We start from the raw sequence: 12,074 nt of genomic DNA on the forward strand, positions 1-12,074 counted from the left end.
TCCTACAAAGGGTCGGCGCCTGAACCTCAGTGCCCCGCCGAATCGCTCTTGTGCTCCAGGGTCTCCAGCAAGGCGACCTGCATCCGCGTGTGCACACGCACAAACCAGCGCCACAACACCGCCGCGACCGCCGCCGCAACCACCGCGATCAGCACCAGCAACTCGCTGGTGGGCAGAATGCTCGCCGACAGGGCCGACAGCAGCAGGAAAATCACCAGCAGCGACAGCAGCGGAATCACCTCGGCGATCACCCTTCTGACCCGCTGGGTGTGCCGTCCCGCCACCTCGGCTTTCACACCCATCTCCGCCAGCAGCATCGATAGCGCCTTGAGCTTGCGGTACGCCGCGATCAGGAACGGCAACGACAGCAGCAGCGCTCCACCCCAGATCAGGCCGTTGTGCCAACTCGGCTCATTGATCCAGTCGGCCAGATAATCGGCAATCGGCGCCGCGAAGAAGCCCCCGGCAAAGAAGATCGCCATCACCAGCGCCAGGTTGACCCCCACCTGCAACAGAATCCGCCGGATCATCGACGCCAGCAGCGCGCCCTCGCCCTGGGGCTGGATGCTGCGCAGCCATTCACCGTAGAGGCTGAACACCCGTGCCAGGCGTCGCGGCATCACCGCCGCCAGCTTGAGCGACAGTGGGTCCGCCGCGCGGATCAGATAGGGCGTGAGCAGCGTGGTGATCACCGAGACCGCCACCGCGACCGGATAGAGAAAGTCACTGGTGACCTGCAAGGTCATCCCCAGCGCCGCGATAATGAAAGAGAACTCGCCGATCTGCGACAGCCCCATCCCCACCCGCAACGACGTTCGGCCATCGTTGCCGGCAATAAACGCCCCCAGTCCGCAGGAGAGCATCTTGCCCAGCACCACCGCGACGGTGATCACGGCAATCGGCCAGGCGTAATCGAGGAGGATCGCCGGGTCGATCATCAAGCCGATGGCGACAAAGAAAATCGCACTGAACAGGTCGCGAACCGGTTCGATCAGGCGCTCAATTTTCAGCAGCTGACGGGATTCGGCCATGATCGCACCGATCAGGAACGCCCCCAGGACCATGCTGTATTCCAGCTTGACCACCAACAGGCAGAAACCGAAACACAGGCCCAGTACGGTGATCAGCAGCATCTCGTTGCTTTCGAAGCGGGCGACGTAAGCCAACAGCCGCGGCACCAGCAGGATGCCGACCACCAGGGCGACGATCATGAACAGCGACAGCTTGCCCACGGTGGAGAACACCTCGCCCGAACTCACGGTGCCGCTGACCGCGATGCTCGAGAGCAAGGCGATGATGCCGATGCCGAGGATGTCCTCGACGATCAGCACACCGAAGATCAGTTGGGCGAAGCGCTGGTTCTTCATCTTCAGGTCGTTGAGCGCCTTGACGATGATGGTGGTCGAGGAAATCGCCAGGATCGCGCCGAGGAACAGCGAATCCATGGTGTTCCAGTCGAACCAGCGGCCGATTTCGTAGCCGATCCAGATCATCAGCACGATTTCCAGGAACGCCGCGATAAACGCCGTGGCGCCGACCTTGAACAGCTTGCCCAGGCTGAACTCCAGGCCCAGGCAGAACATCAGGAAAATCACCCCCAGCTCGGCCAGGGTCTTGATGGTGTCTTCGTCGTGGATCAGGCCGAACGGCGGCGTGTGCGGCCCGATGATAAAGCCGGCGACGATATAGCCGAGCACCACCGGTTGCTTGAAACGGTGGAAGAGGATGGTCACCACACCGGCCACCAGCATGATCACGGCCAGGTCCTGGATAAAACTGATGGCATGCATGGCGTGGCGCTCCTTGCTGTTGGGAAAGCGGCCATGGGACAGTTTTTGAGCTGTCAGCAATCACCGTTCCTGGTGTGAGAACTTTCTATGGCATGGCTTTCTGAAGGTTAACACCGCGACTTCCGGCAAAAAGCCGGTGCAATATGTAGAAACAGATCCTTTGAAGCGTGAGGATGGCCCGATCGATGGCGCCCCGTTATCGAGTATCTGTGAAACCATAAAGGTGCCTGAGCCAATGCCTGCCTACCCAACCGTGAGCGCGCTATGGAGCCCGGAAATGCCCAGCTATCGATAACTGTTTTGATGACCCCGGACATGGCCAACTTTTCTGGCAATGTCCGCGGCGACACCCTGCTCAAGTACCTGAAGCCAATGCGCCTTGACTTCATCGTCTGCCCAGCCTCACGCCCGACGGGCTTCTAGAGCGAATATTTAGAGATGTACTGGCGCTCGAACGGCACTTCGTATATTTGAGTATTTCCAAACACCAGGACATTGCCGTCCGAGGTGAGTGCCAAACGACTGACCCTGTCATAAAACCCGGCTCTGAGAGTGTTTGTATAGCCCCTGTATCCGGGGCCATCGAAGTCTAGGAGGCCGAAGCTGCGATCAAGGGCACCGCTCTCTTCCAAACGAAAAAGCACCCCCTCGACTGACGCCGCAGTTTGTCCGCCTACCACGATCCTGCCGTCGGCTTGAATGGCAACAGCGCGTACGTCGTTGCAGTCGACGCGCCGTTTCATCGCCACAAACGGTTGCCCGTCGTTGAATGTGCTATCGAAGACCCCATCGCTGTTGAGGCGCAAGACAACCGCATCGGTGGTATGCATCCTGTCGATGCCGATTCTTCCGGCCGCTACCAGTTTTCCATCCGGCTGCAACGCGAGGTCGTACAACACCGCGGGGCGCCCGTCAACGGGCACAAAAGTGACGTACCCACCACTCCCGAATGTCGGCTCCAGGCTCCCATCGAATCGGTACTTGGCGACCAATGCACTTCCCCCATCAATGACTCCCGTAGCAAGAATGTGCCCACTCTCCATGACGACCAGAGGTCCGCGTAGACCCGCAGGTGCCACAAGCACGATGCCCCGCCTACCGAATGAGTGATCGATTTCGCCATTAACAGTGAAGCGCACGAGCCACGATGTTCCGCTCGAGTACGGCGCACCATAGCCAGAGCCGATCACCTGGCCATCGGGCAGCAGGGCGATCCTCGTGGTCAGGAACATGCCGATGGGTATCGGTGCCCAGGCGATGCCACCGTCACCAAAATCAGGATCGAGCGCGCCTTCCGATGTGACGCGAATCAGGTGCGCGGTAGTCTGCTCCCGCCCCGCGCCGTAGATCAGAATTTTGCCATCCGCTAGAAACGCAACATCCGTAACGCTGAAGAAACCCGAATCAGGAATTTGCAAGCCGCCACCATTTCCGTAGCCTTGATCGGGCATGCCATCCGCTGTAAAGCGCCACAGCTCCAATTGCAACCCTGGCGCCCTGATAAATGCTACGAAAATCTTTCCATCCGGCAGCTGGACGGCTGGACCGGGAAAGCGTTCTATCTCGACGCCGGTTGGGGGCGGAAAAACCAGTAAACCGTGGTCAGCAAAAGCTTCATACGGACTGCCGGGGTGGAAGGGCACGATATTGTTCATGGCCATATTCTCCGTGGTTGGAGAGGCTTCACAACGGCGTTTACTTCATGGCAGGAGGCGTTCCCTCAGCCGATGCGTGAGCCTCGTGGGGCATCACATTTATTCTGAAATTATTATCCGATTTCCCATGTTTTTGATCTGTTTCAAGGGACTCCCGGAATTTTTCTCATTACGCGACCTGCGGGCGGATTTGCTCAGACCCGCCAACATGCCGGTACCGCCTCGGCAGGACATGGCGCGCGGCCGGCGTGTGGGCGCCACGGCCCGACCGGCGCGGCGCCAGTCAGCATAAAAAAGTGTAGGAGTTTTCGTATAAAAGACCAATCAATCCGATGCAACATTACGCCGAGCAAACCCGCTTCATTCAGTATTTTTCAAATTACTTCAATACAAATCATCAGATCAGGATGGCGAACAATTCCAGCGGCTCATAGAAGGGACTTCCCCTTCCTGAGGCTGCGGCGGAAGCCGCGAGTTGGCATCAACGTGCCACGACGAAGTCTGGCGTGAGAATTTTCCATGGCATGGCTTTCTGAAGGCTAACACCGCGACTTCCGACAAAAAGCCGGTGCAATATGTAGAAACAGATCCCTTGAAGCGTGACGATGCCCCCATCAACGGCGTCCCGTTATCGAGTGTCTGTGAAAATGAAGGAAGCGCCCGTAGAGGTGCCTGAGCCAATCCCTGCCTACCCAACCGTGAGCGTGCTATGGAACCCGGAAATGCCCAGCTGTCGATGACTGTTTTGATGACCCCGGACATGGCCAACTTTTCTGGCAATGTCCACGGCGGCACCCTGCTCAAGTACCTGGATGAAGTGGCTTACGCCTGCGCCAGCCGTTATGCCGGGCGTTATGTGGTGACCCTGTCGGTGGACCAGGTGATTTTCCGCGAGCCGATCCATGTCGGCGAACTGGTGACCTTCCTGGCCTCGGTCAACTACACCGGCAACACCTCCATGGAGGTGGGCATCAAGGTGGTGACGGAGAATATTCGCGAGCGTTCGGTGCGCCACACCAATAGCTGCTTCTTCACCATGGTCGCGGTCGACGACCAGCGCAAACCGGCCTCCGTGCCGCCGTTGCAGCCCGAAAGCAGCGAAGACAAGCGCCGCTATGTGCAGGCGCAACAGCGTCGCCAGATTCGCCAGGAGCTGGAAAAGCGCTATCAGGAAATCAAGGCCGACGGTGAAGGCGACTGAAACCCTGAAAACTTCGCAGGACCTGTAGAACGCGGTCACTGTGGGAGCCGGCTTGCTGGCGATGAACGATAACGCGGTGAGCCTGAAACACCGCGCCGCCTGAATCGCCAGCAAGCCGGCTCCTACAGGGTTTGTGCCGGTTTCAGGATCTCAGGCCGTCATTACAGGCTGATCGACTCCGCCTCGAACCGCACCCGCGGATGCACGATGCGGTCCTGGGCCCGCACCAGCTCAAGCTCGTAGCTGGTGCAGGCCTGGGTTTCCAGCAACACCTCATGCACCGCCGAGGCGGCGAACTCGAACGCCACCACCAGGCTGTCGCCCAACAGCACCCGCGCCAGGAACAGCCCCGAGGTCAGGTCGCCGACGCCTACCGGCTGCTTCGGGAAGGCCAGCAAGGGCCGTCGCAGGTGCCAGCTGCCCTCGGCAGTGACCAGGAGCATCTCGAAACTGTCGGCCAGCTTGCCCGGATAGGCCAGGTGCTTGACCAGCACCGCCTTCGGTCCCCGCGCCAGCAGGCTGCGGGCCATGGCCAGGCAATCGAACAGGGAGCTCGGCGTACGCCCGCAGAAGCTATCGAGCTCAAGCTGATTGGGGCAGAGGAAATCGGCCATGGCCGCCGCTTCTTCCAGCAGGAAATCACTGACCTCGGTCGGCACGCTGCAGCCTTTCTCCGGATGGCCCATCACCGGGTCGCAGAGATACAGGGCATTGGGGTTGATCGCCTTGATCCGCGCCACACCGGCGAGGATCGCCCGGCCCTGGGCCGCACTGCCAAGGTAGCCGGACAACACGGCATCACAGTTACCCAGTTCACCGATGGCGGCGATCCCCTCGACCAGCTCGGAAATCCGCTGCGGCGCCAGCACTTCGCCCGCCCACTGCCCGTATTGGGTGTGGTTGGAGAACTGCACGGTGTTCAGCGGCCAGACATTGACCCCGACGCGCTGCATGGGGAAAACCGCCGCACTGTTGCCGGCATGGCCGAAAACCACGTGGGATTGAATGGCGAGCAAATGGGGAGTGCGTTTCATTCCGTATTCCAGAAAGGCCAGTGGATTCAAGCCGCTGAGTATGCGACTAAACGGAGCCTGTACGACAGGCCGGGGAGCCAGTTAAGCTGAGCTGACTTTGTTGGAGTGGCGTTCATGCTGACCCTCGGAAATATGTTCGTGCTGATGTTGCTGGCGACCGGCGCTGCCTGGCTCTGGCACAACCATGGCCTGCGCGAGCGGGCGCTGGAGCGGGTCAAGCAGCACTGCGCCAAGCTCGACATCGAGCTGCTCGATGGCGCCGTTGCACTCAAGCGCATCGGTTTTGTCCGTGACGCCCATGGTCGGCGGCGTCTGGCGCGGATCTATAATTTCGAGTTCACCGTCACCGGTGAGCAGCGTCACGCCGGGACCATCACCCAGTTCGGCGCCCACAGCGCCCATATCGAACTGGCGCCCTACCCGTTCGAAGCCAAACCGGAAGTACGCAGCGCCGAAGTGATCGAATTGAGCCAATGGCGCCAGGATCATGCCAAGGACCACAATAATTTGCGGCGTTGAAGGGTCCAGCGGTGGTTTGCCAGTGAGTGCGATGCAAGATGCACTGCCGCCATCGCCAGCAAGCCGGCTCCCACAGTTCGGTGTTCCAACACAAAATATCGTCAAGCCCGTAGCCCTGTAGGCGCTGGGCTTGCCAATAGGTTGCGGTGAAACCCGCACTGTGGGAGCCGGCTTGCTGGTGATAGCGATGTCATATTCACCGCCACTTACCCTACAAACGACACTGTGCCATTCCCACCTTTAACAACTCGATGTCCTGTTTTTCCCCGAAGATCAACTCAATACGCGAATCCCGCCGCCATTCACTGGGCTGCCATTGCAACGTGGAGTTATCCACAGCGTTGGCGGAAACCCAGCCGTCCGGGCTGTGGATAACCAGTTTGGCTCGCAGCCAACCCAGTCCGGACAGCCAGCTCTGGAGTTTTTCCGTATCGAAGCGCTGGCTCGGGTGCCAGCGCCAGCCGATGCTCCAGTTGCCGTCCTGGGCATGATCCAGGCAGATCGGTTGCTCCGGATCGGTCCAGATCGCCGGCAATGGGGCCTTGACCGGCGTGCCGACAGACGGCGCACTATCACTGCTGAGATGAACCTGCTCGCGCTGACCGGTATCCAGGGCAAGCAACTCGGCCAGCCCCAACACCCCCTGCTCCGTCCAGCGCACCGGTCCTTCAGGCAGCCGGGCCAGCACCCGTTGCCGCTCAACCGCGTCCAACCCTTCGGACTTGTTCAACACCCGCAACCCCGCCAGCCCCAGCGCTTCCTGCTGGGATTCCGGCAACGGCTTGCCCGCCGCCAGGGCCCGGGCGTCCAGCACCAGTACGCAAGGCTGCAACGCCAGGACTCCCAGCCAGGGCGCCGCGGCCAGTTGCTTGAGAATCTGCACCGGATGCCCCAGCCCGGAGGGCTCGATCAACAACCGATCCGGCCGCGCCTTGCGCAACAGTCGCGTCAGCCCGATCTGGAACGGCGCGCCGTTGACGCAACAGACGCAGCCGCCTGCCACTTCCCCCAGTGCGATACCATCGTCGCCCCGGGTCAGCAGTGCGGCGTCCAGGCCGATCTGACCGAACTCGTTGATCAGCACCGCCCAGCGCTCGCCTTCCGGCTTTTGCGCCAGCAGTTGCCGAATCAGGCTGGTCTTGCCTGCCCCCAGCGGGCCGGCGATGACATGGGTGGGAATGTTCTGCAACATAGAGGGCCGATGATCTGAAAGAGATGAAAGAATGATGCGCCTGATCTGCCTGGCGTTGCTGTTCGGCTCGGGCCAGGTGCTAGCCCAGGCCTGCGTGGTGCATAGCCATGGGCAGCGGCTGGACGTCAAAGTCTGCCAGGAAAACATCAATATCCCGGCCAAGCTGTTCAGCGACGGCTTCTGCCAACCGAACCTGCCGGGGCAGAAGGTCGAGGTCGAGTACGTCGAACAGTGCCCGGGCGGTTCCTTCGGCGTGTGCGGCAATGCGCAAGTGGCCAATATGCCTTACCGACAGAATATCCACTATTACGGCGTGGCAAGCGATGCCGCCTACCTCAAGCCGTTCTGTGAAGGCCAGAGCGGCGGACAGTGGAAAACCCCGTAATCAAGACCGCCACATATCCCCTGTAGGGGCCGGCTTGCTGGCGATAGCGTCCTTGAATTCAACGCTGGATTCACTGGCCCCATCGCCAGCAAGCCGGCTCCTACAGTACGGTGTGAACCCGCACGATCAGGCCAACCAATCCAGCGTCAGGATCAACCGCCGCTCGCCCTCCGGCACCGGCGGCGAACGGTGCACCAGGCCAAAACCTTCATTCCCATGCCAGCGCTCGCCCTTGAGCAACGCTACCGCGCCGCTGTCCACCTGCTGGATCTGCGCCGGCTCACCAGGCTCCGCCGCCGCATTGCCCAACAGCCGACGATCGATCGCCCCTTCCGCCAGCCACTGACTGCCCACCCCCGCATAGGTGGTGATCAAGCGCACCGGCACATGATCGACATGAAAACGCGGGCACATGGCCTTGTCCAGCACCCGCAAACGCAGACCGATCCGTCGCGCGCCGAGCAGACAGGCATAAGCGCTGACCAGCCAGGACACATCGCTCAAGAACCCTTCATAACCCTCCAGATCGCTAAACCCCGAAGCCAGGCCCTGCAGATTCGGCCGCGCCTCGTCATCCGGCATTTCCAGGCTGAGGGATTCGGCCAACGGCTCGTTCAACGACAACAACAGGGTCGCGAAATCGGCAATATGCCCTGGCAACCGACGCTGCCAGACCGCCAGGTTGACCCCCTCGTCGAGAATCTCGCCCAGCACCGTCGGCGCTTCGCCCTGCACCTGCCGAATCGTCGGCAAGGCCTTCCAACGTGGCGCCAGCATCAGGCGGCCTCCTCTTCATGCCAGGCGCCGAACGGATCGGGCAGCGCGCTCCAACCCTCGACCCCGAGGGCCATTTCCTCATCGTTCAACAGGCAGTTATCCAACCGCGCGGTCAGCTGCGCGAAGTCGATGTTCTGCCCGATAAACACCAGTTCCTGGCGGCAATCGCCGGTTTCCGGCGTCCAGTGCTGCATGATCGCCGTGACGCTTTCCTGATCCTGCGGCCACTGCGGTTTCGGCACGAAGCGCCACCAGCGCCCGGCAAAACCATGGCGCATCAGGCCACCGGCCTGGGACCAGCTGCCGGCCTCCTGGTACTTGCTGGCCAGCCAGAAAAAGCCCTTGGAGCGCAGCAGCTTGCCGTTCACCCAGGGCTGGTTGATCAAGTCGAAAAACCGCTCGGGATGAAACGGCCGCCGTGCCCGGTACGCCGTGGAAGCAATGCCGTACTCCTCGGTTTCCGGCACATGCTCGCCCCGCAGTTCCTGCAACCAGCCCGGCGCCTGGGCCGCGCGCTCGAAGTCGAAACGGCCGGTGTTGAGGATCTTCGCCAGGGGGATCTCGCCCATCACCATGGGAATGATTTCCGCCTGGGCGTTCAGGCGCTGCAGAATCGCCATCAACTCCAGACGTTCGCTGCTGCTGATCAAGTCGATCTTGCTGATCAGGATCACGTCGGCAAACTCGATCTGCTCGATCAGCAGGTCGGTGATCGAGCGCTCGTCCTCTTCGCCCAGGGTCTCACCGCGGGAGGCGAGGCTTTCGGCAGCCTGGTAATCGAGCAGGAAATTCATGCCGTCGACCACCGTGACCATGGTGTCGAGCCGGGCGACATCCGCCAGGCTCTGGCCGCTTTCATCACGAAAGGTAAAGGTCTCGGCCACCGGCAGCGGCTCGGAGATGCCGGTGGATTCGATCAGCAGGTAATCGAAACGACCGTCGCGGGCCAGCTTGCCGACTTCCTCCAGCAGGTCTTCGCGCAAGGTGCAGCAGATGCAGCCGTTGCTCATCTCGACGAGCTTTTCCTCGGCGCGATTGAGGCTGACATCGCGCTGCACTTCGCTGCCGTCGATATTGATTTCGCTCATGTCGTTGACGATCACGGCCACCCGCAGATTTTCGCGATTGCGCAGCACGTAGTTGAGCAGGGTACTTTTACCGGCACCGAGAAAGCCGGACAGCACGGTCACGGGTAGACGTTGGGTCATGGGGTTTTCCTCATCAGGTCGGCCGGGTCAAAGCGCCCGTTTATGGCGTTCGCGCAGCTCTTCACGTTCTTTGGCTTCAATGCACAGGGTCGCGGTGGGCCGCAGCAGCAGGCGCTTGAGGCCGATCGGTTCGCCGGTTTCGCGGCACCAGCCGTATTCGCCGCGGGCCAGGCGCTCAAGGGATTCATCGATCTTGTCCAGGAGCTTCTTCTCGCGCTCCAGCACCCGCAGTTGCCATTGCCGGGTTTCCTCGGCACTGCCGATATCCGCCGGGTCGCTGCTGGTCTCTTGCTCGCGCAACTGGTCGAACTCACCGCTGATGCGTTCCTGCAGCTCAAGGCGCTGGCCGCGCAGCAGCTCGCGGAAAAAACCCTGCTGGGCATCGTTCATGTAGTCCGCCTCGGGCTGGGCGAGCAGTTCGTGTTCGGTCATGGCAGGTCGGGTCCGAAATTTATTTAATGTTATATTATAACAATGCAAATAATCCAATCCCCCGCTTGATCGCCGCGACGAAGAGCGCAATGCTGGTATCGATCCCGTTGCCGAGAATGCCGATGCGTCCTGTCCTGAACTATCTGTTGCCGGTCCTATTGTTGGTGGCGGCGAACGCCGAGGCCCAAGTGTCGGCCCCTACCCAGACGAACTGCACCCGCAGCGCCAACCTGCTGGCGTGCAAGGATGGGCTGGGCAACGCCTATGGCGTGGCGACCGAGGGCAAGACGATTTATTTGCAGGGCTTTGAAGTGATCGGCAAGCGCTACTGGGCGCAGACCAGCAGCCGCTATGGGCAGTTGACGTTCTTCACCGGTATAGCTTCGGACGGTGAAGCCTGGGTCGGTTACAGCCGGCGAGTGGGCTGGACCACCCAGAACCGTTTTTCCAGTTCAGGCGGGTTGAGCAAGAAGTTTGTCTGTGACCGGATGGTGGGGTGCTAGGCACCCCTGGGCCGCTCTACACCAACCCTTCCTGCACCTGCTGCTGTTGCCAGGCGATATAGCTGTCCGCCGGTGGGTTCTTCTCGAAGTAACGCTTCAAACCCTCGAACAACCCATCGGCAATCGCCTGCTGGTGACGCGCCGTGACCAACCGCTGGCTGTCGCGGGCATTGGAGATAAAACCGGTCTCCACCAGGATCGACGGCACGTCCGGCGACTTCAGCACCGCGAACCCCGCCTGTTCCACACGCTTCTGGTGCAGGGTGGTGATGCCTTCCAGGCTGCCCAGCACGCTGTGCCCCAGCTGCAGGCTGGAAGCGATGGTAGCGTTCATCGACATGTCGAGAATCACCCCGGCCAGCATCGGGTCCTTGTCCTTGAGATTGAGCAGGCTCTGCGCGCCCAGCAGGTCGGCGCCGTTTTCGCGCTGGGCCATAAACCGCGCCGTGGTCGACGTCGCCCCGCCTTCCGACAGGGCAAACACTGAAGCTCCCGAAGCCGTAATACGCGGCGCGGCATCGGCATGCACCGAGATAAACATGTCGGCGTTGTTCTTGCGGGAGAACTCCACCCGCTTGCGCAGGGGCACGAAGAAGTCGTCGTTACGCACCAGGCGCACATCGAAACCCTTCTCACGCTTGAGACGCTTGGCCAACAGTCGACCAATGGACAAGACCACGTCTTTCTCGCGCTCGCCCTTGGAACCTACGGCCCCCGGATCCTTGCCGCCATGGCCAGGGTCGACCACCACCATGATGTCGCGCTTGCGATGGGTGTTGCCGCTCGCCTCCTCATGCCGCACAGGCGGCGGCGCGACGACCGCCGGTGCCGCCGCCAGGGCCGCCGTCGGCACCGCGGCGCTGCCATTGCTGGTCAGGTCGAGCACCAGGCGATGGCCCTGCGTACCCTCGGGCGGCAACAGGAAGCTGTTGAGCTGAACCGGGTTGGCCAGGTCGAGGACGATCCGCGTATCGCCCTGGCCGAAATGCCCGGAGCGGATCGAACGGATCACCGTATTGCTCAGCGCCAGCTGTCGGAAATCTCCCGTCAGCTTGGCGCCGCTCAGGTCGATGATCAGCCGCTCGGGCGAGGTCAGGGAAAAAGTCTTGTATTGAATCGGACCACTGAGGTCCAACACCAGCCGCAGCTTGTTGCCGTCGCGCCACAGCCGCGCATTCTGGATCTGCGCCGCCGACACACCGAACGGCAAAACCACCGCACCGGCCAATAAAAAGTTGAGCAACTGACGTCTATGCATAACAGGTACCGCGGATAAGGGAGCGTCCGTACTCGTTGTCGCTGTGTAAAGCCCCAGCAAAAAAGGCATCGTCGACTGAATAGTTATAATATAACATGTCATTTTAACTCCGACGATGGA

At 61.0% G+C, this 12,074-nt stretch carries 12 protein-coding genes and 1 pseudogene; 5 read left to right on the forward strand and 8 right to left on the reverse strand.

Annotated elements, in window-relative coordinates; genetic code table 11:
- Positions 1-26 precede the first annotated feature (26 nt).
- Positions 27-1,790, reverse strand: coding sequence for a cation:proton antiporter (locus M5B42_RS21605; RefSeq protein WP_103497127.1), 1,764 nt, complete (start codon positions 1,788-1,790; stop codon positions 27-29).
- Between the two features lie 264 nt (positions 1,791-2,054).
- Between M5B42_RS21605 and M5B42_RS21610 the strand changes: the two are divergent.
- Positions 2,055-2,156 (forward strand): annotated as a pseudogene (locus tag M5B42_RS21610) (acyl-CoA thioesterase); the annotation flags it as partial.
- Between the two features lie 53 nt (positions 2,157-2,209).
- On the opposite strand, the gene M5B42_RS21615 reads toward M5B42_RS21610, so the two are convergent.
- Complete coding sequence (locus M5B42_RS21615) at positions 2,210-3,445, reverse strand: hypothetical protein (RefSeq protein WP_248746944.1); 1,236 nt, start codon at positions 3,443-3,445, stop codon at positions 2,210-2,212.
- 709 nt (positions 3,446-4,154) lie between these two features.
- Here M5B42_RS21615 and M5B42_RS21620 point away from each other — a divergent pair.
- Positions 4,155-4,646, forward strand: coding sequence for an acyl-CoA thioesterase (locus M5B42_RS21620; protein ID WP_248746945.1), 492 nt, complete (start codon positions 4,155-4,157; stop codon positions 4,644-4,646).
- A gap of 161 nt (positions 4,647-4,807) precedes the next feature.
- Here M5B42_RS21620 and pdxY read toward each other — a convergent pair whose 3' ends face one another.
- Positions 4,808-5,680 carry a pyridoxal kinase PdxY gene (gene pdxY, locus M5B42_RS21625; protein WP_248746946.1) on the reverse strand — a complete coding sequence of 291 codons (873 nt, stop codon included), beginning with the start codon at positions 5,678-5,680 and terminating at the stop codon, positions 4,808-4,810.
- Between the two features lie 114 nt (positions 5,681-5,794).
- On the opposite strand from pdxY, the gene M5B42_RS21630 reads away from it, so the two are divergent.
- Positions 5,795-6,199 carry a DUF3301 domain-containing protein gene (locus M5B42_RS21630; RefSeq protein WP_100939862.1) on the forward strand — a complete coding sequence of 135 codons (405 nt, stop codon included), beginning with the start codon at positions 5,795-5,797 and terminating at the stop codon, positions 6,197-6,199.
- Positions 6,200-6,410: 211 nt separating this feature from the next.
- Here M5B42_RS21630 and M5B42_RS21635 read toward each other — a convergent pair whose 3' ends face one another.
- Complete coding sequence (locus tag M5B42_RS21635) at positions 6,411-7,391, reverse strand: CobW-like GTP-binding protein (RefSeq protein WP_248746947.1); 981 nt, start codon at positions 7,389-7,391, stop codon at positions 6,411-6,413.
- A 34-nt stretch (positions 7,392-7,425) separates the two neighbouring features.
- Between M5B42_RS21635 and M5B42_RS21640 the strand changes: the two genes are divergently transcribed.
- Positions 7,426-7,776 (forward strand): NADH:ubiquinone oxidoreductase, encoded by a 351-nt coding sequence (locus M5B42_RS21640; protein ID WP_248746973.1) that lies wholly within the window; start codon positions 7,426-7,428, stop codon positions 7,774-7,776.
- A 126-nt stretch (positions 7,777-7,902) separates the two neighbouring features.
- Here M5B42_RS21640 and M5B42_RS21645 read toward each other — a convergent pair whose 3' ends face one another.
- From M5B42_RS21645 to dksA, 3 genes are read right to left on the reverse strand one after another with little or no spacing between them, the layout of a single operon-like run.
- On the reverse strand, positions 7,903-8,553 hold the full coding sequence (locus M5B42_RS21645; protein WP_248746948.1) for a DUF1826 domain-containing protein: 651 nt from the start codon (positions 8,551-8,553) through the stop codon (positions 7,903-7,905).
- Positions 8,553-9,761 carry a zinc metallochaperone GTPase ZigA gene (gene zigA / locus M5B42_RS21650; protein WP_248746949.1) on the reverse strand — a complete coding sequence of 403 codons (1,209 nt, stop codon included), beginning with the start codon at positions 9,759-9,761 and terminating at the stop codon, positions 8,553-8,555. The genes M5B42_RS21645 and zigA overlap by 1 nt, the downstream gene beginning before the upstream one ends.
- Positions 9,762-9,788: 27 nt before the next feature.
- A complete protein-coding gene (gene dksA, locus M5B42_RS21655; protein WP_100939867.1) occupies positions 9,789-10,193 on the reverse strand; it encodes an RNA polymerase-binding protein DksA in 405 nt (134 codons plus the stop codon).
- Positions 10,194-10,315: 122 nt separating this feature from the next.
- Here dksA and M5B42_RS21660 point away from each other — a divergent pair, with 122 nt between their 5' ends.
- Positions 10,316-10,696, forward strand: coding sequence for a glutamine synthetase (locus M5B42_RS21660; protein ID WP_248746974.1), 381 nt, complete (start codon positions 10,316-10,318; stop codon positions 10,694-10,696).
- Between the two features lie 16 nt (positions 10,697-10,712).
- Here M5B42_RS21660 and M5B42_RS21665 read toward each other — a convergent pair whose 3' ends face one another.
- Entirely contained in the window at positions 10,713-11,954 is a 1,242-nt protein-coding gene (locus M5B42_RS21665; protein ID WP_248746950.1) for an N-acetylmuramoyl-L-alanine amidase, read from the reverse strand.
- Positions 11,955-12,074 lie beyond the last annotated feature (120 nt).

Source organism: Pseudomonas sp. MWU12-2037 (assembly GCF_023242345.1).
Classification (GTDB): domain Bacteria; phylum Pseudomonadota; class Gammaproteobacteria; order Pseudomonadales; family Pseudomonadaceae; genus Aquipseudomonas; species Aquipseudomonas gingeri_D.